25 protein-coding genes, 1 tRNA gene, 1 rRNA gene and 1 riboswitch are annotated in these 20,725 nt (G+C 41.2%); of the genes, 7 read left to right on the top strand and 20 right to left on the bottom strand.

Annotation, left to right across the window (positions count from 1 at the left end; genetic code table 11):
• Positions 1-130 (bottom strand): 16S ribosomal RNA (locus C6347_RS05065); the annotation flags it as partial.
• A gap of 435 nt (positions 131-565) precedes the next feature.
• Positions 566-667, top strand: a riboswitch (TPP riboswitch).
• A gap of 98 nt (positions 668-765) precedes the next feature.
• Here C6347_RS05065 and thiT point away from each other — a divergent pair.
• Entirely contained in the window at positions 766-1,341 is a 576-nt protein-coding gene (gene thiT, locus C6347_RS05060) for an energy-coupled thiamine transporter ThiT (protein ID WP_034659700.1), read from the top strand.
• A 240-nt stretch (positions 1,342-1,581) separates the two neighbouring features.
• Here thiT and C6347_RS05050 read toward each other — a convergent pair whose 3' ends face one another.
• Complete coding sequence (locus C6347_RS05050; protein ID WP_106036569.1) at positions 1,582-2,136, bottom strand: GNAT family N-acetyltransferase; 555 nt, start codon at positions 2,134-2,136, stop codon at positions 1,582-1,584.
• 171 nt (positions 2,137-2,307) lie between these two features.
• Between C6347_RS05050 and C6347_RS05045 the strand changes: the two genes are divergently transcribed.
• Genes C6347_RS05045 through ftsW form a run of 3 tightly spaced genes read left to right on the top strand, consistent with a single transcriptional unit; the run spans position 2,308 to position 5,251 of the window.
• Positions 2,308-2,943 (top strand): helix-turn-helix domain-containing protein, encoded by a 636-nt coding sequence (locus tag C6347_RS05045; RefSeq protein WP_106036568.1) that lies wholly within the window; start codon positions 2,308-2,310, stop codon positions 2,941-2,943.
• Between the two features lie 14 nt (positions 2,944-2,957).
• Entirely contained in the window at positions 2,958-4,112 is a 1,155-nt protein-coding gene (rodA, locus tag C6347_RS05040; RefSeq protein WP_106036567.1) for a rod shape-determining protein RodA, read from the top strand.
• Positions 4,113-4,117: 5 nt separating this feature from the next.
• Positions 4,118-5,251: a putative lipid II flippase FtsW gene (gene ftsW / locus C6347_RS05035; RefSeq protein WP_106036586.1), complete on the top strand. Its 1,134-nt coding sequence runs from the start codon at positions 4,118-4,120 to the stop codon at positions 5,249-5,251.
• A 30-nt stretch (positions 5,252-5,281) separates the two neighbouring features.
• Here ftsW and C6347_RS05030 read toward each other — a convergent pair whose 3' ends face one another.
• Both C6347_RS05030 and C6347_RS05025 read right to left on the bottom strand, forming a co-directional pair.
• On the bottom strand, positions 5,282-6,829 hold the full coding sequence (locus tag C6347_RS05030) for a flotillin lipid rafts scaffold protein FloT (RefSeq protein ID WP_106036566.1): 1,548 nt from the start codon (positions 6,827-6,829) through the stop codon (positions 5,282-5,284).
• An 11-nt stretch (positions 6,830-6,840) separates the two neighbouring features.
• On the bottom strand, positions 6,841-7,371 hold the full coding sequence (locus C6347_RS05025) for an NfeD family membrane protein (RefSeq protein ID WP_060597128.1): 531 nt from the start codon (positions 7,369-7,371) through the stop codon (positions 6,841-6,843).
• 204 nt (positions 7,372-7,575) lie between these two features.
• On the opposite strand from C6347_RS05025, the gene C6347_RS05020 reads away from it, so the two are divergent.
• Positions 7,576-8,055: a DinB family protein gene (locus C6347_RS05020; RefSeq protein ID WP_060597213.1), complete on the top strand. Its 480-nt coding sequence runs from the start codon at positions 7,576-7,578 to the stop codon at positions 8,053-8,055.
• Between the two features lie 40 nt (positions 8,056-8,095).
• On the opposite strand, the gene gbsB is transcribed toward C6347_RS05020, so the two are convergent.
• Complete coding sequence (gene gbsB, locus C6347_RS05015; RefSeq protein ID WP_106036565.1) at positions 8,096-9,304, bottom strand: choline dehydrogenase; 1,209 nt, start codon at positions 9,302-9,304, stop codon at positions 8,096-8,098.
• 27 nt (positions 9,305-9,331) lie between these two features.
• The gene (betB, locus tag C6347_RS05010; protein ID WP_060597130.1) at positions 9,332-10,801 is read right to left on the bottom strand and encodes a betaine-aldehyde dehydrogenase; all 1,470 of its coding nucleotides are present in this window, start codon (positions 10,799-10,801) and stop codon (positions 9,332-9,334) included.
• Between the two features lie 206 nt (positions 10,802-11,007).
• Here betB and cudC point away from each other — a divergent pair, with 206 nt between their 5' ends.
• Together cudC and C6347_RS05000 are read left to right on the top strand one after the other, a co-directional pair.
• On the top strand, positions 11,008-11,565 hold the full coding sequence (cudC, locus tag C6347_RS05005) for a transcriptional regulator GbsR (protein WP_034659712.1): 558 nt from the start codon (positions 11,008-11,010) through the stop codon (positions 11,563-11,565).
• Between the two features lie 72 nt (positions 11,566-11,637).
• Positions 11,638-11,709: transfer RNA gene (locus C6347_RS05000), tRNA-Ala, on the top strand.
• Positions 11,710-11,761: 52 nt separating this feature from the next.
• On the opposite strand, the gene C6347_RS04995 is transcribed toward C6347_RS05000, so the two are convergent.
• From C6347_RS04995 to C6347_RS04930, 14 genes are all read right to left on the bottom strand, one after another.
• Positions 11,762-11,953, bottom strand: a complete 192-nt coding sequence (locus tag C6347_RS04995) for a hypothetical protein (protein ID WP_066030501.1) — start codon at positions 11,951-11,953, stop codon at positions 11,762-11,764.
• Between the two features lie 112 nt (positions 11,954-12,065).
• Entirely contained in the window at positions 12,066-12,875 is an 810-nt protein-coding gene (locus C6347_RS04990) for a peptidoglycan recognition protein family protein (RefSeq protein WP_060597133.1), read from the bottom strand.
• Positions 12,876-12,894: 19 nt separating this feature from the next.
• A complete protein-coding gene (locus tag C6347_RS04985; protein WP_034659731.1) occupies positions 12,895-13,158 on the bottom strand; it encodes a phage holin in 264 nt (87 codons plus the stop codon).
• A gap of 12 nt (positions 13,159-13,170) precedes the next feature.
• Complete coding sequence (locus C6347_RS04980) at positions 13,171-13,383, bottom strand: BhlA/UviB family holin-like peptide (RefSeq protein ID WP_066030499.1); 213 nt, start codon at positions 13,381-13,383, stop codon at positions 13,171-13,173.
• A 135-nt stretch (positions 13,384-13,518) separates the two neighbouring features.
• Entirely contained in the window at positions 13,519-14,604 is a 1,086-nt protein-coding gene (locus C6347_RS04975) for a pyocin knob domain-containing protein (protein ID WP_066030498.1), read from the bottom strand.
• Between the two features lie 146 nt (positions 14,605-14,750).
• Positions 14,751-14,897 (bottom strand): XkdX family protein, encoded by a 147-nt coding sequence (locus C6347_RS04970; protein ID WP_081311384.1) that lies wholly within the window; start codon positions 14,895-14,897, stop codon positions 14,751-14,753.
• Positions 14,898-15,245: a hypothetical protein gene (locus C6347_RS04965; protein ID WP_066030497.1), complete on the bottom strand. Its 348-nt coding sequence runs from the start codon at positions 15,243-15,245 to the stop codon at positions 14,898-14,900.
• 2 nt (positions 15,246-15,247) lie between these two features.
• Positions 15,248-16,396, bottom strand: coding sequence for a hypothetical protein (locus tag C6347_RS04960; RefSeq protein ID WP_066030496.1), 1,149 nt, complete (start codon positions 16,394-16,396; stop codon positions 15,248-15,250).
• A 273-nt stretch (positions 16,397-16,669) separates the two neighbouring features.
• Positions 16,670-17,053, bottom strand: a complete 384-nt coding sequence (locus C6347_RS04955; RefSeq protein ID WP_003212666.1) for a phage tail-collar fiber domain-containing protein — start codon at positions 17,051-17,053, stop codon at positions 16,670-16,672.
• A gap of 11 nt (positions 17,054-17,064) precedes the next feature.
• A complete protein-coding gene (locus C6347_RS04950) occupies positions 17,065-17,988 on the bottom strand; it encodes a YmfQ family protein (RefSeq protein WP_106030406.1) in 924 nt (307 codons plus the stop codon).
• Positions 17,972-19,021, bottom strand: coding sequence for a baseplate J/gp47 family protein (locus C6347_RS04945; RefSeq protein WP_106030407.1), 1,050 nt, complete (start codon positions 19,019-19,021; stop codon positions 17,972-17,974). The genes C6347_RS04950 and C6347_RS04945 overlap by 17 nt, the downstream gene beginning before the upstream one ends.
• Positions 19,014-19,436 (bottom strand): DUF2634 domain-containing protein, encoded by a 423-nt coding sequence (locus C6347_RS04940; RefSeq protein ID WP_106071473.1) that lies wholly within the window; start codon positions 19,434-19,436, stop codon positions 19,014-19,016. The genes C6347_RS04945 and C6347_RS04940 overlap by 8 nt, the downstream gene beginning before the upstream one ends.
• A 14-nt stretch (positions 19,437-19,450) precedes the next feature.
• A complete protein-coding gene (locus C6347_RS04935) occupies positions 19,451-19,717 on the bottom strand; it encodes a DUF2577 family protein (protein WP_034659738.1) in 267 nt (88 codons plus the stop codon).
• On the bottom strand, positions 19,714-20,724 hold the full coding sequence (locus tag C6347_RS04930) for an XkdQ/YqbQ family protein (RefSeq protein ID WP_106071472.1): 1,011 nt from the start codon (positions 20,722-20,724) through the stop codon (positions 19,714-19,716). Before C6347_RS04930 ends, C6347_RS04935 begins: the two co-directional genes overlap by 4 nt.
• Position 20,725: the final 1 nt, after the last annotated feature.

The following is a 20,725-nucleotide window of genomic DNA, read 5'->3' as shown; positions in this document are numbered from 1 at the left end:
AGGTTACCCACGTGTTACTCACCCGTCCGCCGCTAACATCCGGGAGCAAGCTCCCTTCTGTCCGCTCGACTTGCATGTATTAGGCACGCCGCCAGCGTTCGTCCTGAGCCAGGATCAAACTCTCCGAGGTATGCAGGATGCATATCACACATGCGTTGCTACACGATGTAGCGAACTTAGCATGTGATCATTTCCTGCCTCGCCAGTTTGACTGACTACCTATGATGTTTCATAGGATTTTTTTATAAAAACTCGAATTAACAGGTACGTTTTGTCTTGTTTAGTTTTCAAAGATCATCTTCATCGTCTCTCAGAGGCGACTTTATTAATATAACATTCTATCAAGATAAAGTCAACAACTTTTTTCTTTATGTTATTTAATAACCGCGCTGTTTTAGCGGCGAATACAAATATAACACCTTTCGAGAGAGGAAACAAGTATTTTTTCTAAATAATTTATTTTTCCTTATCTCTTCCTATATAATCATACAAAAATTGATTGCCACAGGAATTCTCTATTGTTGATCCTGAAGGTCTTTAGTATATTTATAATAGAAGAAAACTAAATAACCGCAGGGGGAGCTTTGTGCTGAGAGTGAACACTCGTTGTTCTGACCCTTTGAACCTGTCAGTTAATACTGAAGTAGGAATGTGGATTCAATTGAATACATGTGGTGTATTCAACTCGATATGTTTTTCTATGAATAACATACTCATCCTTACACGGTCTCTCCTTGCTCAATTCATGAAAAAGGAGATTTTTTTATGCAGCAATCAAATCAATTGGTACGACTGATGGAAATCGCAATTATGACTTCACTTGCACTTGTATTAGATTACTTATCAGGTCTCTTTTTAAGAATGCCAAATGGCGGATCTCTTGCGCTGATAATGATACCCGTCATTCTTATGTCTATTAGATGGGGAATATCAACCGGGTTTATCATTGGTGTGCTTATTGCAGGCCTTCAGCTGATGAATGGCCCTATTATCGCTACACCTGTTCAAGGATTTCTCGATTATTTCGTCGCATCTGTTGTCATTTCCCTAAGCGGTCTATTTTCTGGATTGATCAAAAAAGCCATTCAGGATCAAAAGCGAAAGCAGCAATTCTTCTATATTACCTTATCCGTATTTGTTGCAAGTTTCTTTAGACTGTTGACGTTCTTTATCTCTGGTGTTGTTTTCTTTTCTCATTATGCACCAAAAGGAACTCCAGGTTGGGTTTACTCTTTAATTTATAACAGCACATATATGGTTCCTTCATTTATTATTTGCAGTATCGTTCTTTGCATACTCATACCAAGTGCATCTCGTTTGGTTTTTCCTCACAAAAAATAACTGGCTGATTTCAGCTGGTTATTTTTTTATGCATAAATTGCCGCTCTATGGAATCTATTAATAGTAGAAGATTTCATGCTGGAGGTACGCCAATGAACCCTTACCCCATTATGCTGTGCTGTTATATTCTCAGTCTTGCTTATTTTTTGGCAGGTTTCTATGAAGCTTTAAAGATAGCAGGAATAAAAGGAAAAGTAGAAGCTTCTCCTCTTATCTCTTATATGCTGCTAGCTGTGCTTTTCACTTTTTTCTCTCATTATTATTGGAAACTGACGATTTAATTCGGTGTAGATGGTCATGTAATACAGGCAGCTCCCACCCATACCCTATTTCATTATACTTCTCGCCAGCCAGCTCGAACTGGCTGGTAACGACAAAATGAGGTTGAAGCTTTTGATAAAAATGCTTTGCCGAATTTTGTTCAAATACCCACAGCATTATATTCTGATACCCTTTCTCTATTAAATAACTCACTCCTTCTGCAATTAAAGCGATACCTGCTCCTGATTTCTGTTTCTCTTGCAATAAATAGATCGCGTAAAGTTCTCCATCATATGTTGAATAGCGCTCATCACGTTGTTTTCCAAAAGAAGCAAAACCAAATACCCCCTCGGCATCTTCTGCGACAAACGTCCCTTCAAGTGACCTTCTTCTCCAGCTCTCTTCTCGATCTTCTATATTTAAACCATCCAAATAATCCTGATTAATAATGCCTTGATAAGTCGTCTGCCAGCTCTTCACATGTATTTCGGCAATTTTAGGAATATCTTTTTGTACAGCATGCCTCACCTTCATCCGCGCCACTCCTTCTCACTGTTTTCACCCTATCTTCATTATGATAAATTCCTATTTCCTAAAATTCAATCAATAAAGGATATCCGTTGACATTTTGTCAACACACCTTTATATTGGGTACGACTTCTTCTATAGAAGAGTTGAAACATCATACAAAGGATGGCGTAAAAGATGGATTTTAAGACAACTGAGCTTGGGCCGCTCTTAAAGGAAAAATTGCAACAATGTTCTCTATCTTTAAGAGATCTCAGCACATACACAGGAATTGATAAAGCGACACTGTCTCGAATCATGAATGGAAAAAGAAAACCAACTTTGAATCACCTGCAGCGGCTTTCAGATTCTCTGAACATATCATTAGATCAACTATTGACTGCTGCAGGGTTTCCAGTCAAAAGCGAAAAGGTGCACGGTGATACGTTCATTCAAGCGGTAGAAGAGATCGAAAAAATACTGAAAGATCAGGACGTCTACGACGGTACATTTAGTCAGACCAAATTGAAACAAAAGTTAAACGAATACGAAGCCTATAGCCAAACAAACGAGGGAAAAGAAACGATCTCGGCAAATTTTGAGAAAAAGATGGAGACGCTAAGCGGCGTCGGACCATTCCTTCAACATTTGAAAAACATGTACAGCTTATTTATGACCGGACGGGGGACTTCTCGAGAATTAATGGTGATGGGGGGCGCACTCCTTTATTTCATTATGCCTGTTGACTTAATACCAGATTATATTTTTCCGATCGGCTATATTGATGATGCTGCGGCTGTGAAAATTGTCATAGACCAGCTGACAAATAGGTAGCAGGACAAGAAGCTATGAAAAAACAGTACAGCATTGACTTCGTACTTTTATTCACTGTGATTTGTTTATTTGTCATCAGCCTGATAGCTGTATATAGCGGATCGGGACAGTATGAAACGCAAGATATGTTTTATTTCGTCAAAAGACAAATTTTCTGGTATATCGTCGGTTTCGGCCTCATGGCAGCTGCTGCATACTTTGATTATGAACTGCTTGAGCGTTTATCTTTTCGGTTATTTGCAGGTGGTATTTTCCTCATTATTCTCGTGCATTTTTTCGGAACGAGTCAAAACGGATCCCAAAGGTGGATCAGCTTCGGTTCAATCAAAGTTCAGCCATCAGAGTTCATGAAAATTTTTGTGATCCTGCTGCTAGCGGCTGTCTTGAACCAATACAAGCATCAGCGATTTTCGTTTAAAGAAAGCATCATTCCTACAAGTAAAGTCGTTTGCTGGACCTTTGTCCCTTTTTTCCTCATCTTAATTCAGCCTGATTTAGGGACAGCGCTCGTGATATTATCCATCGCCTTTACACTGATGCTTGTGTCAGGGATTTCTAGCAAGATGATGGCCGCATTAATGGCTACTTTTCTTACACTTCTTGCATTTTTGGTCTACTTGCACAATGAGCACTTTGAGCATTTTACAAAAATCATTAAGCCTCATCAGCTTGATCGCATTTATGGCTGGCTCTCTCCTGATGAATTTGATTCAACATACGGGTATCAGCTGAAACAATCGATGCTCGGCATTGGATCAGGTCAATTATCAGGAAGCGGTTTTACACAGGGGCATCAAGTACAAGGAGGTAATATCCCTGAAGCGCATACGGATTTTATATTTGCCGTTATTGGTGAGGAGTTTGGTTTTATCGGCGCCTCCCTTTTGATGTGTTTGTACTTAATGATGATTTACCGAATCATTCATGTGGCTATGCATGCTAATACGCTTTATGGATTGTACATATGTGCGGGAGTCGTTGGGCTGATCGTGTTTCAAGTTTTCCAAAACGTAGGGATGACAGTCGGTTTAATGCCTGTGACGGGACTCGCGCTTCCTTTTATCAGCTATGGGGGCAGTGCGCTTTTGACCAACATGATCGCCATTGGCCTCGTGTTTAGCGTCAATCTTAGGTCATCATCCTATATGTTTGGGCGCAATTGGAATTGAAGATGATGACATTTCTTCTATCTCATCTCAAAAGAGTCGACCGCATTCTTGTTGGAACGATTGTGTTCCTCTGTTTATTTGGTTTACTGATGGTTTACAGTGCGAGTTATCCTTTAGGAGAAGTGAAGTATGAAAAGGGCAGCTATTTCTTCATCAAACAATGGCAATGGCTCCTGATTGGGGGATTCTTTTTCTTCATTGCCGCTCTGTTCCCTTATCAGATTTATCGTAAATGGATTCGGTGGCTTGTTATGCTGTCATTGTTATGCCTGATCCTAGTCCTGCTTCCTGGAATCGGTGTTGTCAAAAACAATTCCCAGCGCTGGGTTCAGTTGGGCTCTCTCATGCTCCAACCTTCTGAAGCTGTGAAACTAGTGATGGTGATCTATTTTGCCTATGTGTACGCGAAAAAACAGGCGTACATTACATCTTTTAAAAAAGGCGTACTGCCGCCACTCATTCTTTTAGGTCTTGTTTTTTTGTTGATCTTAAAGCAGCCTGATTTAGGCACAGCTGTGTCTATTTTATTAAGCTGCGGCATCATTTTATTATGCGCTGGGCTGAAAACGCACCATCTCATTTTGCTAGGATCGACTGCGGCAGCAGGTATCACATTTTTTGCAGTGACAGCTCCTTATCGTTTGAAGCGGCTGACTTCTTTTCGTGATCCTTTTCAGTATGAAGATGGAGATGGATATCAGCTGATTCATTCGTATCTCGCAATGAATTCAGGCGGGCTGACAGGGAATGGCTTAGGCGGGAGCATTCAAAAGCTTGGCTTTCTTCCTGAAGCCCATACGGATTTTATCATGGCCATCATCAGTGAAGAGCTGGGAATCATGGGGATTTTGTTTGTGATTGGTGCATATCTACTCATCATGTATCGCGCTATGCGAATTGTGCAGGCTTTACACGACCCTTTTGGAAAGCTGTTAACGATCGGGCTCACGTTTCAAATCATGCTCCAAGCAGTCTTTAATTTAGGCGCTGTCTTTGGTCTTCTTCCAATCACAGGCATTCCGCTTCCCTTTATTAGTTATGGCGGCTCCTCCCTAGTGTTCATGATGATATCTGCTGGTATTCTCGTGAATCTTTCTTCATATGTAAAGAGGAATCCATACTGGGCAAATGCCAAATAGACACCTTCTGATGGAAGGTGTCTATTGATTTTATTCTTCTATTTGAGTATCAGCGATCTCTTTTTTTCTTGGTTGTTTGATTTCATTCGTTAGTTCCTGAATGCTTTGCTTCACATTGCCTTTGCCGGAAAAGTTCTCAATAATTTCTTTGACATCAATTCCAGAGGATGCTTTCAGGCTTTCTTGCAGACTGGACATGAGGTTTGTAGCATAGCCAGTGACTTTATTGGCACCGCTGCCTTCGCCGTTACCTCCCGTATCCACAACAGTAATTTTATCAATGTTAGAAAGTGGTGCAGATACTTGCTTCGCATATTCAGGAAGCATTTTCACAATCATATCAAGGATTGCTGCCTGACCATACTGTTCGAATGCTTCAGCGATTTTCTCTTTGGCTTCGGCTTCCGCAAGTCCTTTCAGTCTAATGACTTCTGCTTCGGTTTCCCCTTTCGCACGATCAGCTTCCGCTTTGGCAAGCCCGTCAATTCGGACTTTCTCAGCTTCTGCCTTTGCCATTGCTTCAATGCTGTATTTCTTGGCATCTGCTTCAGCGAGGCGTTTCGCTTTTTCCGCCGCAGCTGACTGCTCAACAGCATAACGATCCGCATCTGCTTTCTTTTTCACTTCAGAATCGTATTGACGCTCACGACGCTGGATCTCTTTTTCTTCCAATTCAATTTGCTTCTGACGTTCAATGATTTTCACTTGCATTTCTTGTTCAGTTACGTGCTGACGGTTACGAGCTGTTTCAAGATCGTACGCTTGGTCGGCACTTGCTTTCGCTGTATCCTGTTCACGTCTGAATTCTGCTCTTTTCAGCTCATTGACCTTTTCTGCTTCAGCGATTTCAGTAGCACGCTCAAGCTCAGATTTCTTCGCATCTTTATCTGCTTCGGCACGTTTGATACGTGTTTCCTTATCCGCTTCAGCTGTTGCAATATCTGCATCGCGTTTCACTTGGGCAATTCTCGGTTTACCTAGTGATTCTAAATAGCCATTTTTATCACGGACATCTTTGATCGTGAACGACACAATGACGAGGCCCATTTTCGCTAAATCTTGAGAAGCGACACGCTGTACTTCTTGAGAAAATTTTTCTCTGTTTTTATAAATCTCTTCGACTGTCATTGATCCTAAGATGGAGCGAAGGTGTCCTTCTAGTACTTCTCTCGCTTCGTTTTCGCGGTCTTCTTTCGTTTTACCTAAAAATTGCTCTGCAGCAGTAGCAATTTCTTCAATCGATCCGCCAATTTTAATGATGGCCGTTCCGTCCGCCATGACTGGTACACCTTGTTCGGTATAGACTTCAGGCGTTGAAACATCTAGCTTGCTAGATAGTAAGCTGAGCGGCTCTGCTTGTTGAAAAACAGGGAGCACAAAGGTACCTCCGCCTCTTACAATCTTAATCTTGTTTCCACCTTCATCCACGTGGACATTTTTACTTCCTAGGTAACTTCCTGTGACAATTAACGCTTCATCTGGACCTGCTGTCCGGTATTTCGAAACAAATACACCAATAAGTGCAATAAGAATCACAAGCACAATTCCAATGATAATCAAAATGGTTGTTCCTGGCATAGCATTCCCTCCTAGATTTCTTCATTTGGTATAACTGATAAGACGCCTTTGTTCACTTCGACGACCAGCACCCGGGTTCCATATGGAATCTCCTCTTCGTCGAAACTGACGGCAGGCTTTGAGATTTTCCCGCTATTACTAATTAACAGCACTTCTCCAAACCCGTCTTTTGGAACAGATACAATGATCTCCCCAGTTCTTCCTTTTAAGTCGGCCTCTGTATATGAAAGAGATTCTTCAGCAGAGGAAAGAGGGACTAAGACAAATACATTCAAACAGGTCACAAGGACCACTGCGAGGATGGCAGATAATACTGCGCCAAGTCCACTCCCTACAATTGCTGTTTTTTCAGAGATAAACCCTCCAGCCGAGAAAAAGGTAAGAAATGCGAGGATCAATGTTGGTTGAAGGAATGAAACAGGAATCGCTTCAAACAATCCATCAAATACATCGCCGAAAAAGACGAAAACTAGTGTCAGGATTCCTGATATCATCAATATGTATAAATACAGCGTCTCAAGCGGCAGCCCGAACACATCCATCTTCCTCACCCTTTCTTCATGAAATGAACAGCCTTTGTTTCATTTAGACCATGCTCACCTCCAATGTATTCCTTCTAACAGGTAATACGAACCACTTTTGTAAAGGTTTCAAATTTCCTCACAATTCTTCACAGGAATTCCCCGATAGCTCAAGAATGATTGTCATGTACCACTATGTTAAAATTTGATCTTGAGGTGATGAAAATGAGTTTATTACATGAGGCAAGACAAGAATTGTGGCAAAAGCTGCAAGGTTTGAACGAAGAACAATTGAATCAAAAATTATCTGATGATACTTGGAGTATTCAAGAGGTGGCAGATCACTTAAAGAAGATGGATCTCATGGCAGCAAAACATCTAGCTGCTGAGGGAAAAAAAGCACCGATCAAGGAATATGAGCCAAAGCCGGTGGAAATGGCAGAGGACCGTTCTAGAAAAGCCACTGCGCCTAGAATTGTTGAGCCTGAACGCAAGCATGTGACACCTACACATTTAAAGGATGAGCTCGATACAGCACGTGAACAGCTCAATCAAATTTTATCAACGTTTACTGAGGAAGATTTCAAACGTGTCATTGCGCACCCGGTGTTTGAAGAGTTATCCCTTAAGCAATATCTTGATTTTATCGGCGCACACGAAAAACGTCATATTCATCAAATCAAAGAAATTAAAGAACAGCTATAAGACATAAAGAAGACTCCCTTTTGGGAGCCTTTTTTCATTGTTACACTGTTTTCGGTGTTAGATCAAAACAGCGAGCATAAATCCAGTTGTACGCTTTTTCATTTAGATCTCTTGGGTTTCCAATTGTTTGCGGATCTTTCATGGCTTCTTTAGATAAACGGTCAATCATATCTTTTGATACACCTTGTTCTTCTAATGAAGGAACTTCTAGATCTTCCACTAAATCATACATCCAGTTCACAGCAGCTTTTGCTGCTTCCTCTGTAGACATTCTGCTTGTATCAATGCCGAACGCTTGCGCAATACGAGCGAATTTTTCCGGATACCCTTTCCAGTTATACTCCATCACCGGTCCCATCATTGCTGCTACACACTGGCCATGCGCTACAGGAATAATACCTCCGAGTGTTTGACTCATCGCATGCGCAGCTCCAGCTGACTCGCTTCCATAAGAAAGCCCGGCAAGCATTGCAGCTTGTGCCATTCCATATCTAGCTTCTAGGTCCTCACCATCAGCAAAAGCACGGCGGATATAATGAGCAGCATATTCAATGGCCATGAGCGCTACCGCATCTGTAATAGGCTGAGCAAATTTCATCGTATAGCATTCGATAGCGTGAGCAAGCGCATCAATTCCAGTCATTGCTGTCACATGAGGAGGCATGGATACATGAAGCTCTGGGTCAATCACTGTGAGGTGAGCTGCAATAAGTGGTCCACCTGTGTTGAATTTAAATTCTCTTTCTTCATCCGTAATTACTGCCCACTGCGTAACTTCTGAACCTGTACCAGCCGTGGTCGGAATGGTGGTTAAAGGTGGGATTCTGTTTTCAAGCGGTTTTTTTCCCTCTGCCGCTTCGTAATCAAGGACTGAGCCTTCGTGAGTCGCCTCTACTCCGATTGCCTTCGCTGTATCCATTGAGCTTCCGCCGCCTACAGCGACTAATCCATTACAGCCTTCTTTTTCATATAACGCAGATCCTTCATTCACTAAACGGACTGGCGGGTTTGGCTCTACTTTATCAAATAGGATCACATCGATTTGTGCTTCTTTTAATGAAGCAACCACTGGGTCTACTACGCCCGCTTGATAAATACCAGGGTCTGTTACAAGCAATACCTTCGAGACACCGTATGCTTTCACTTCTTCCCCAACATGTTTCACTGCACCGATGCCATGTTTGATGACAGTCGGGATTTCAAATGTGTGGAATTTCTGCATGCTTTCAATTTTCATATTTAATGTCATATAGAATCTCCTCCAAATGTGTGATATTTATTTAAACCAATGAACCGCTTCAGGTTTCGTATTTCGATATACATGCTTCAGTTCCGTATATTCCTCAAGTCCGGTGCGTCCTAATTCACGTCCAAGACCTGACTGCTTATATCCACCCCAAGGTGCTTGAGCGAAATAAGGATGGAAATCATTGATCCAAACTGTGCCTAATCTTAATTGACGAGCCACTCTTTCGGCTTTTCCAATATCAGAAGACCACACAGCTCCTGCTAATCCATAAATCGTATCATTTGCCAGCTCGATCACTTCTTCCTCTGTTCGGAAGGATTCGACTGTCAATACTGGGCCAAAGACTTCTTCTTGGACAATCCGCATCTCTGACGTACAGCCTGAGAAAATCGTTGGCAAGTAGAAGAACCCATTTGAAAGCTCCTCTGCGTCAGGCCTTTTTCCGCCTGTTTCTAATCTTGCGCCTTCATCTAACCCAATGCTGACGTATTTCTCTACTTTTTCTCGATGCTCAGCTGAGATGAGCGGCCCGCTTTGGGTTTCTTCATCAAAGCCGTTGCCTAGCTTGATTTTTTTCGTACGCTTCACCAGTTCTTCTAAAAATTCATCATGAATGGATTCTTCCACTAGCAAACGTGAACCTGCTGAACATACTTGCCCTGCATGGAAAAACACAGCATTCATTGCCTGGTCAACCGCTACGTCTAAATCAGCATCTTGAAACACAATATTCGGATTTTTCCCGCCGAGCTCAAGGGCGATTTTCTTCACATTCCCACTGGCTCCCTGCATGATTTTCTTGCCTGTTTCAATACCGCCTGTAAATGAAATCAAATCTACATGTTCATTCACAGCAAGCTCATCGCCAACCGTTGCCCCTGGTCCAAGGACTAGGTTTGCAACTCCTGCTGGAATTCCTGCTTCTTCCATGAGTTGGAATATTTTGATCGTGGTGAGTGGTGTAATTTCACTTGGTTTTAAAACGATTGTGTTCCCTGCTGCAAGAGCAGGAGCGATTTTCCAGCTTGCTTGAAGCAATGGATAGTTCCAAGGAGTGATTTGCCCGCATACACCGACTGGCTCTCTGACTAATTCACTTTTTGAGTTCGGGATTGGTGACGCAATGATTTCCCCGCCATCTTTGTCAGCCAGACCTGCGTAATATTGGAACACGTTCGCAATATCGTCCATATCTGCTTTGCTTTCCTCTAATGTTTTACCAGTATCAAGCGATTCCAATTTGGCTAGTTCATCAAGATCACGTCTAATCAACTCAGCAATCTTAAACACCATATTTCCTCTTTCAAGTCCAGGCTGATTTGCCCAGTCCCCTTGATCGAAGGCTTTTCTCGCTGCTTTGATGGCTAGCTGCGCATCATTTCTTGATCCTTCGCTGACTGTCGCGATCACTTCTTGATTAAATGGATTGATGATATCCCGTGTGTCGCCACTTTTGGCGCCAACCCATTGTCCATCTATAAATAGTGTTTGACTCATAGAAGGAACCTCCTCTGATTCTCTTTGGTAAGTTTGTTAAATAAAAATTTAACGTTTTGAACATAATTAACTTATCATGTTCAAATTTTTCTGTCAAAGGGAGATAGGCTTCATTTATTTTGACATTTTGTATTCTTTCGTTAACATATAGTCCATAAAGATTTTTTTGAACGTATTGAATTCTCTTAATAGAAAGCAGGGACAAGATGAAAAAGCAGGAACAGCCACAAGCAGAAGATCGTATTTTAGCTGCTAAAGATCTAGTCATTGATTCCATAGCTGAAACAATGGATCTCTATGGCATTACACGAAGTGCAGGTATTCTCTATGGGACCATGTATTTAAATGAGGAAATGACGCTCGATGAAATGCGTGAAGAGCTGCAAATGAGCAAGCCAAGTATGAGTACGGGTGTGAAAAAACTGCAAGATATGAATATTGTCAAAAAGACGTTTCACCGGGGCCGAAGAAAACACAGCTTTGTTGCTGAAAAAGACTTTTTTAAGTTTTTCACGAACTTCTTTCCGCAAAAATGGGAACGGGAGGTCGAGGTCAATTTAGCGGCGATTGAAGAAGCGCAAGAGCGGCTTCAAGAGGTTGCTAGTGATGATCAGTTGGAGGAACATGTAAGAGAGGAAGCGCAGCAGCTTCTTGAACAGCTTGAAAGCTCGAAAGCCTATTATGACTGGCTGAGACGCTTAGCGGACTCTGTACAATCAGGGGAGATCTTCGACTATATTCCGATTGATCAGAAAGATAAATAGGCGATATGTTTGCGTTTTACAGCTTGAATTTTACAGGAGGATTGATTATAATAAATTATGTCGTCATACATCGGGGCGTTAGTTCAGTGGGAGAATATTTCGCTGGCAGCGAAAGGGTCAGGGGTTCGAATCCCCTACGCTCCATACGAAAAACCATTCTTGAGAAATCAAGGATGGTTTTTTATGTATATATTTCTTACAGTTGTGTTTGTTCTTTGTTTTTTCTTAACCTTAATATCTTTATGATCCGGTACGCGATCACAGAGAGATAAGCCGTGATGAGAATGATTGTGTAAGACACAGGGAAATCGCTCGTCATTCCGTGATAAATGAAATAGATGAGCAGCACCACTGACAGCATGATGACTTGGAACAGTTCCTTTTTCATTTTATTCTCACCTTATGATAGATTCGGTCGATTATATCACAAATGATGTCATTTTTTATTAGCTATCAGCAAGGAAAAATCCCTTCACCTGCTGATAGCACTTTATGAATGATCACTTTTTCAGCAATTGTTCCATTTTGTTCTTCGTCTTTGGTCCGTAAATCCCGTCTGCCGCTAAGCCGTTCATGAGCTGAAACCGCTTGACCGCATTCGCCGTTTTCGGTCCATAATAGCCATCAATCCCATTGTTTTTTGCTCCTTTGTCTGGGTAAAAATAGAGGGAAGATAAGGCTTTTTGCACGGCTGTCACTTGAGATCCTTTTGTCAAGGGCTTGGTTATTTTTAAAATGCCAGATGGCAAATTTGACGATTTCTGTTTGGTCACGGGTGCTTTGTCTTTGTGGCTCAGGCTCTCTGTTCGGACTGGCTTTCTTGTGCTTTTGCTGTCGGTATGAGCTGTGGCTATTCCAGCTTTAAATTGATCCCATCGTCCGAGCAATTTCCTTGGACATTCTTTCCCACTCCAATGTTTATGGGGCACTACATTTGATAAAGGAATCCCCAAATCGCCCATCAGTTTCCGAATGAGCCATTGAGCATTTTCGACTGCTTGTTCAAAGTTGCCGTCTGTATTTTCACAAATTTCAATTCCGATTGATTTCATATTGCCATCGCCTCTGCCATCCCCTGCGTGCCAGCCGTTCTCGTTTAATGGTAAATGCTGATAAATGACCTGATCGTCGACAGTGTAATGCCAGCTGACCCCAGTACTTGAACGTGCAACAAACGCAGCGTGACTTCCCGCATTTGCACCTTTTGCAGTGTTAGAGGTATTATGCACCGTAATATAGAGCGGCTTCATCCTATTTCCTGGTCTGTTGCGGTTGTGTTTTGGAATGTAGGCTTGAATGATATTGACCATATTGTTTCTCCTTCAACTATTATTTTGTTAGCCCTCTTTGTTTCAGGGTATCTTTTTGTAATTGACCTTTGTAGGTCACATAATTGTTTTTAAACCAAGCGATAACGGCTGTAACCATCGTAAAAATGGTGGAACCTGCTACATATAGTGCCTCACCGGCGGTTTGTACTTGCTCCTCACTAATCGGCAGCACCGTCTGTCCAAACATGACTAGCGTTTGATTGATCAGAGCAATAAAAAGAAGCACTGTGCGAATCACAGTGCCTTTGTCGAATGTTTTCATGATTTTTACCTCCTATTTTAAATTCCGCTCAATTTTGTCGAGTTTGTCGATCACAACGTCATACTTTTCACTAAACTTTGCTAACACATCATTTTGCGCCTCGATTTGCTCATTGAGTTTACTTTCTCTTTCTTTTGTTGTATTGAGAACATAAAACAGAATCCAGCAAAAGAGAACGGCAAACGGGCCTTGTGTCATTAAGTTTTGGACGACATCTACTTCCATTTGAAATCACCTTCTTTCCGGCAAAAAAATAAAGCCATTAGGCTTTGTACATTTCTCCAGTTATATCTTGGTAGTCGTCTGCGGTGATTCAAATTAACTACATAAAAAAGTCATAGTAGCTTGCCCATATTATAGCTACCATAGTGGAATTGCTTCATTAATTTCAATACGGGTTACATTTAACGGATCATTTGCAATTAATCCATCAAATTTTAGAATACCATCTTTAGATAAAGACAACCTTGCAGATCCGTATGAACCAACCGTCGCACAAGTGAAAACGGTTAAAGAAGAAGGTTTCTGCGTTAAAATTGCAATTTCTGTTTCATTAGCCGGAACTTGCTCAAATGATCCTCTCAAATATAAAATATTTTGTCTAACAGAATATTTTAATGGGTTGACTAAATATTGCTTTATATTACTATTTAGATTTACATTATACCAGGAGGCATTTAAATCTGTAGATGTAAGCTGCCTTTCCCATTCAGTCCATGTATAGTCAATCTTCCTAATTCTATAAAAAGAATTAAGACCGTTGACTGCATCATAAATAGTTTGTAATAGGGTATTTCCATAACTTATCACTATCATAAATGCCTTTTTGATCTCTTTAGGACCATTTAGACCAGCATTATAAATGAGATACATTCCTGTTTCTGTAATCTCATTATAGTCAGTGGTTTCACTTACCCCTTTATACATAGGCTTACCATTGTTTTGAGTCAATTTATACAGCTGTCCATTGTTCCATTTATCTTTTTCAGCAGTTGTCGGAAGCTGAGTCCAATTGATAGATATATGGCTAGAATTGTAGTAGAAGTAATATGCATTACCTGATGTATCTATCACAAAACCTGTTCCAACATTATTTTGTCCCACTGTCTGAATCCCTCTAATGGCAAATTGTGAAGGGCTATCCTCTATTCCACTAGGTGCATAAAATGTACAAGTCCCTTTGTCTTTAATTGAGTCAAAGATTTTTGATCCGACAGGAATATTTAGAAGATGTACTCCATCATCACCTGTAATTTTATACAGCTGCGACTCATTCCATTTCTTTTTTTCTACTTCTGAAGAGTGTTGTCTCGAATCCCCCATATGAAGAGTTAATTGTTCTGATATCCTAGTGTCGTTATGAAGCAATGTTTTCAACATCTCGTTGAATAGATCAGCATGAGCTTTATCACTCGTTTCAAAAGAACGAGGAGTTTTTATATCCAATGTGTACTCTCCTTTCTACCATTACGTAAGTTGTTTCAATGAGATTAAGACAGAATCCAGCAAAAGAGAACGGCAATGGGCCTTGTGTCATTAAATATTCAGGCAAATCCATTTCCATCCTACTCCCAAAGGCAAAATAAAAACGCCTATTCAGCGTTAGTTGGATATTCTTCGTTTGTTATTTCTTTGTATTGTTTCGGCGTAATCTTCTCGAAACGAACAAATTTTGCTACGTCCTCATTTTCATAACATTTCCATTGATAGAACAATGAAATACTGCGGAACCAATCCAATTAAATGACCTCCTTTTCCCTCAGCAGCATGATAAGTTCTGATAAATTCCTTGATTGTTCTTCTGCTCTCTTTTCTGACTCTGCCAGTTGCTGAAGCAGATCAGCATTTTGCTGTTTTAATAGATCCATTTCTGACAATGGTAGCGGGTCTGGTCGCAAGCTATCAATGTATTTTTGTGTAGCCGACTCATACCATGACTTTTTCGCTTCATTGTATTTACCTTTGTACAAACCATCTTGAGGTCTTACATCTGTATATCCTTTTGGGAGGTCTTCGTGCTCTTCAATTTCTATTTCTTCTCCTGGAAGGTAATTGAATTTTTCATCGTATTTATATATCCATTTCATTTTCATCCCTCCTGAGCCGCCATGAATTTAAAGCCGAACGTGATAAATTCATTTGGGTTTGTTGAATTGGAGACGCCTTGTATATACACATTACCTTTAGTATCAATATGTGTTCTGTGTGTTTGTGGTGTTGAACCAGTGCCGATACTAGATGCTACCCCTATAAAATGCATATCCTGTATAGGACGATAACCACTAGGCAATGTAAAAACAGGTACTGCAAAACCGATAGTACCCCCTGTAATAGAACCAATTAACTCTACCTCTCCAAATGGATTCTTATAAAATTGCACTTTTTGAGTGCCATATTGTTTCCATCCGTTTATTATTGTTGTCGGAAACTTCCATTCTATTTGCTCTACATTTGTTAAAACACGTTTCCAGCCTTGCCACCCCAAATTTAAATCAAGGTAGTTCGTATACATGTAGTTGTTATAATCTATGGCCATAACCCATCCAAATGTCCCTTTTCCATTGCTATCTTGAGAAGTAAAATGATACATACCTCGGCAAGATCTTGTTGTTGGGGTGTTTAGTGCTTTACCTGTGACATAAAATGTACCATGCCTCGGACCTAAAGAAACTAACTTTTCGAGTAAATCTTCACCATCAGAAACAGATATAATCACTCCTCCACTATCCGCAGTGATCTTAGATAATTGGCCTTCATTCCATTTATTTCTCTCCGCATCTGTCGGAAGCTTTGTCCAGTTAATAGAAGTATGCGCAGCATTATAATAAAAACTATAAGCATTACCAGCAATATCTACAGCAAAGCCAGTTCCAATGTTATCTTGACCTACTGTCTGTAACCCTCTTAATGAAATATTCGCTGGAGTTGGGGAATCTTCAACTCCAGAAGCTGCATAAAAAGTACACATTCCTTTCCCTTTTATCGCGTCAAAAATCCTTTCATCAGCAGGAATATTAATTAACTGACTACCATTATCAGCAGTAATCTTATAGCTCTGAGAATCATTCCATTTTTTCTTTTCTGCTTCAGACGTATGTGGATTTGTATCATCAATATGTTGATTGATTGCTTCTAATAGTCCTACATCATTGTCAAAAAAGTCTTCAACTATATTATTAAATAGGTCGGCATGGGCTTTATCAGTTGTTTTAAAAGTTCGTGGTGTCTTAATCTCCATGTTTGATCATTCTCCTTTCAAAATCTATAATCGCTTGTTTAATCTATTTTTACTTGTAATGATATATGACTTCACCTTTTACTAAACTTAAAACCCAGTGGGATTGGCTTTATATGAAGAAAGATGCACACATACCTTTAAATTGATCTAACGATGTGATTGAAGTGCTCCTAGTGCCTTTATACTCAAAGCAACTCCTATAAAGTAGATCGCCTGCTTTGGCTGTATTCTTCTGGCAAAATAAACACTGGGTTATTTCCTGAAGTCACTCCATTAATAAATATCATCAATCTCAAAAACAAATTCGATGTCGCCGTCTTTTTGTTTGTCTGTCATGGTGCGGATGGCGGTGAATTTGCCGGCTTCGTCGACAAGTGCTAGTTCGTTGATGACTTCTCCTGCAAGTTCTCCTTCGGCGATCGTGCAGGTGTAGCGGATTTTTGCTGGTTCCATGAAGGTAAACGAATCAATCTCTTTTTGGACGAGTTCTTTTTTCAGTTTTTGTTCAGTGCCGTCTAGTGAGATCGGTTTGCCATCCTTCGTCCCGCCGTTTCCAAATGCCATTTTGACGACTTTTGTGAGTTTTGTTCCCTCTGCTCTTGCCTTTGCCATTTGTTGACGTGCATATAATGTTGTTACGGTTAATTGATCAGCCATTGTGATCCTCCTTATAGCTCTATTTTTTGAGAAGTTGCTGCTAGCATTTTTGATCCGTCAAGCGGAACAGATCCATCGAGAATCCAGTAATGATCCTTGATCAGTAAGCTGCCGCCCTGTTCAGTTTGGACATGTACTGCCAATCGGAACGTCATCTTCTTTTTGGTTTGATGTGCCAGCTGGTTCTTTGTGCGTAAAGTCAGTGCCGCTTTTTGCCCTGTTTCATGTACAGCTCCAGTGATGACATAATTCATGCGATATGTGGTTTCTGACTTATGCTGAAGCGGCATTCTCATCTTCAACGAATGCCGAAAACGAGCAGGTACATCGGTTGAACCTCTTGTCCCGCTAAGATAAAACGTACCATTTAATACAAATTCACCATTCAGTAAAATCGGGATATGATCGAAAAAACCCACTCTGCTTCGCAGTGTGAGCCTCCCGTGATGATCATTTTTTTCATGTACATCGGTATGATGAAATGCAGTGAACGTATAAGCCAAATGAGCCGGCTTTAACGTTTCAAGTATTTCTACAATATATCTAGTGTTTTGCAGGTCATCTAGGTTCACACGTAAGGCGAAATGATAGCGATTGGTGGTGAGACGGATGATGGCACTTGGATTTTTGAGAAAGCGATTCACCGATTTCTCTAATGAAAGATACGTGATCGGTGGAATGTTTGACATCATATTGAGTAAGCGTGCCCTGCGAAGTTCAATGGAGTCACCTGATTCTCGCTGCACCTTCAGCATTCTTTCCCATCTATTCAATCCCCATGTCGCAGTTAAAGGGAAGAACTGATCCGTTAAATCGAAAATGGATTCATCCAATTGCTCAAACTCCGGTGCTTCTGTTTTGAGTAGATGATCTACTTCATAAATCTCTGTAAAATATGGCGGCAAGTAGTTTTTCATTTCATCCTGTTTGCTCAATAACCTTCACCTGCCTCAGACGCGGTATCTCAATGTCCTGTAACACTAAGTTTTTTGATTCCCCATTCAATAACACGTTTGCATAATCTGATACACTTTCTGAATGGTACAGAATGTCATTTAAGGCGGACATTCGAATGGTACTCTTTTCAAATGCGATTGATTTCAACAGCGCTTTGACCTTTTCTTCTATTTCTTTCTGCGCTCCTTCAAGGGTCCAGTCCATTTGAAGTTCGACGGCTACTTCTATGTCAATATCCAGCCATTTGGCGCTTTCGACGGTTGCTTTTGAACCAATAGGCGCTTGTCCTTCCCCTTCGCCTGATACTGGGTCGATATATTCCTGTACTCTTTTAACAAGCAGATCTGATGCAACATCTAGATTGCCGTCTGTGATGACAATTTTGACCGTCCCTTCTCCGTTCCAAAGCGGGAATACTTTCGCTCTGCCAACCCCTGTCACCTCCTCAGCCCATTTTTTATAATGCGCCTTGTTGGCACTGACAGCCTCTCGCCTAGCACGTATTAAGTAGCGATCATATAACGAAGCGTCATCTTCTTCCTCTTGTCCTGGTATCACCAGTTCTTTCATGGTAATCGATTCGAGTCCTGGAATTGTATCAAGTGATAGCAGCGGCTGATCTGTTAATTGACCATTGCCGATCTTGCCAGGTGTCTCGCATTCTAGCGTGCCATCGTTCGAATATTGGAAATAGACATCTTCAATAAAAAACCGTGAACCAGCTGGGATGTTGATATCCTCCGGCTGAATAGCTGCGGACCATACCGCTTTAGTCGCTGGTTTTCTTTCAATTCCTACTTCAGCAGCCCGCCGATCTAGAAACTCTCCTTGTGCTGTATCTGCAAAGACCAGCTCGAATACTTGATCAAGCCAAATATAGGACTGGGCTAATTCAGCGGCAGCAGGTGCCAAGACATTCCAAATGACGCTGTTTTCTCTTTTATCTATGTCATCTGGCAGTCTGTCTAGCATTCTTTCCATTAATGCTTCGTACGTTTGTTCCTCAAACATCGCTCTCCATCACCTCCTCTATTTCTAATGTGCCTTCATCTGTGACAATAGCTAGCTTGACATGAAACGAGTCACTTTGCTTTGTGACCTCTAATTCTTCAATATGATCAATCCGTTCGTCGACAATCAATGCTTCCTCTAGCAGCCTCGGAATCTCCATTTCTTTGTATTCATCCGTGGCTTCTGTATCCGTCAAGAGCTCCTGGATTTCAGTGCCAATGTCGTGGCTGTAGATAGGATGTGCATACCGCTCTGTCCTGAGTGTCATATAAACGAATTGACGAATTGCTTCAATGCCTGAAATGGTTTCACCTGTCAGTCTGCCAGTTTCAACATCTATTCGATACGTCATCGAGGTTTCCACCTCTTCCTCTTCTTCTATTTCCTCGATTTCTTCCTCTGGTGAAAGTGCCACATTCATCACCTCCCTTACAATTTGTCGATGATGTAGAAGGACTGCCCTCCTGCCATTGCCAGCACCATAATGCTGTCTCCCCTTTTCAGTTCATCATCCTCACCCTTATTTAGGCGCTTTGGCCAAATCAGTAATTCTTCCGGAATGACTAGCTTATGGTTTTCATTTAACCGGATGCTTACAGGAGAAACTGCCGTGACTTCTCCAACCACCAGATCAATTGGAGAGGCGGCATCTACAGCATTCACTGCTAATCGTTTAATCGCTTCACTTAATCTCACGCTTGATCACCCTTTGGGATGGAATTTTTCTCAACGACATCAATTGTCATGGTGTGTTTCACCCCACTGAATTCATGTTTGTCTTGATCGATCCAGTAGGTTTTTTTCACGTTGATTTCAGGGATTTTCAAATAGATTGGAAGACCGCTTTGCAGTTCAGGAATGCCTAGCGCTTGTATGCTTTTGATTTCTTGCTTGACGCCTTTTTTCTCTGCCAGCCGTACTTTGGCTCTTTTTTGTAGCTGCGGCTGGTTGATTTGCCCTGTAACCGTCTCAACATGCTGTAAAATACCGTATTTACTCTGACCTGCTTTATCCTGTTCGACCACCACAATCTCTGATTTGCTGCCTTTTTTCTTATTCTTTCCCTGTTCATCTGCAGACGTGCGCAGTTTGACACGAGTGGCTGTCTCTTCAATCGAGGTGCTGTACTGATAACCAATGAGATTGACGCCTGATTCAATGACCCATACGTCCTCTGGATCTGGCCAAGCTCTCAGCCCCATCTTTCCTTTAGCAGAATAGATTTGATAGTTTCTACCGGTTTGACGCTTTGTTTCTTTTAACGCTTTCAGAATCATGTCATACAAACTCGTATCGTTTTTAAACACTAGTGATTTTATGACATGTCCTGTATTGGCGATGGAGGTCATGGGAATTTGAAAGTCAGCCCCTATCCGCCTCAAGATTTGATCTGCTCTTTGTTTTGAAAAAACATAGACATCTTGGTTTTTCACCAAATATTGAAGCATGTCGTATGCGGTAAAGGTCAGCTTCCCTTCAACAGGCGTCCGGGAAAACACAATGCCTCTGAACAGCTCTTTTCCTTTCCATTTAAAAAGAACCGTGTCCCCTTCTGAGACACGGTAATATGTTTGACTGCCTTGTTTAGTGATAATATTTGCCTGAATAGAGCGAGGGGCTTGATACCTTTGCCCCTGAAGTGTCACACTCTCTGTGACAAGCTCATACATGGTGCCGCTTCTGATGGCAAAAAGCTCGATCAAT

The sequence above is a fragment of the Bacillus sp. NMTD17 genome, from assembly GCF_002998735.1.
Taxonomy (GTDB): domain Bacteria; phylum Bacillota; class Bacilli; order Bacillales; family Bacillaceae; genus Bacillus.
This window is presented reverse-complemented; position numbering and strand designations above follow the sequence as displayed.

Bases quoted from the DNA above. Each gene is read 5' to 3' on its own strand.
- C6347_RS04980 (WP_066030499.1), bottom strand. From the start codon at position 13,383: ATGGAAGTAGATGTCGTCCAAAACTTAATGACACAAGGCCCGTTTGCC.
- C6347_RS05050 (WP_106036569.1), bottom strand. From the start codon at position 2,136: ATGAAGGTGAGGCATGCTGTACAAAAAGATATTCCTAAAATTGCCGAA.
- C6347_RS05045 (WP_106036568.1), top strand. From the start codon at position 2,308: ATGGATTTTAAGACAACTGAGCTTGGGCCGCTCTTAAAGGAAAAATTG.
- C6347_RS04990 (WP_060597133.1), bottom strand. From the start codon at position 12,875: ATGGTCAATATCATTCAAGCCTACATTCCAAAACACAACCGCAACAGA.
- C6347_RS05020 (WP_060597213.1), top strand. From the start codon at position 7,576: ATGAGTTTATTACATGAGGCAAGACAAGAATTGTGGCAAAAGCTGCAA.
- gbsB (WP_106036565.1), bottom strand. From the start codon at position 9,304: ATGACATTAAATATGAAAATTGAAAGCATGCAGAAATTCCACACATTT.
- C6347_RS04965 (WP_066030497.1), bottom strand. From the start codon at position 15,245: ATGAAATGGATATATAAATACGATGAAAAATTCAATTACCTTCCAGGA.
- ftsW (WP_106036586.1), top strand. From the start codon at position 4,118: ATGACATTTCTTCTATCTCATCTCAAAAGAGTCGACCGCATTCTTGTT.
- rodA (WP_106036567.1), top strand. From the start codon at position 2,958: ATGAAAAAACAGTACAGCATTGACTTCGTACTTTTATTCACTGTGATT.
- C6347_RS05030 (WP_106036566.1), bottom strand. From the start codon at position 6,829: ATGCCAGGAACAACCATTTTGATTATCATTGGAATTGTGCTTGTGATT.
- thiT (WP_034659700.1), top strand. From the start codon at position 766: ATGCAGCAATCAAATCAATTGGTACGACTGATGGAAATCGCAATTATG.
- C6347_RS04985 (WP_034659731.1), bottom strand. From the start codon at position 13,158: ATGAAAACATTCGACAAAGGCACTGTGATTCGCACAGTGCTTCTTTTT.
- C6347_RS04945 (WP_106030407.1), bottom strand. From the start codon at position 19,021: ATGTTTGAGGAACAAACGTACGAAGCATTAATGGAAAGAATGCTAGAC.
- cudC (WP_034659712.1), top strand. From the start codon at position 11,008: ATGAAAAAGCAGGAACAGCCACAAGCAGAAGATCGTATTTTAGCTGCT.
- C6347_RS04955 (WP_003212666.1), bottom strand. From the start codon at position 17,053: ATGGCTGATCAATTAACCGTAACAACATTATATGCACGTCAACAAATG.
- C6347_RS04960 (WP_066030496.1), bottom strand. From the start codon at position 16,396: ATGGAGATTAAGACACCACGAACTTTTAAAACAACTGATAAAGCCCAT.
- C6347_RS04995 (WP_066030501.1), bottom strand. From the start codon at position 11,953: ATGAAAAAGGAACTGTTCCAAGTCATCATGCTGTCAGTGGTGCTGCTC.
- C6347_RS05025 (WP_060597128.1), bottom strand. From the start codon at position 7,371: ATGGATGTGTTCGGGCTGCCGCTTGAGACGCTGTATTTATACATATTG.
- betB (WP_060597130.1), bottom strand. From the start codon at position 10,801: ATGAGTCAAACACTATTTATAGATGGACAATGGGTTGGCGCCAAAAGT.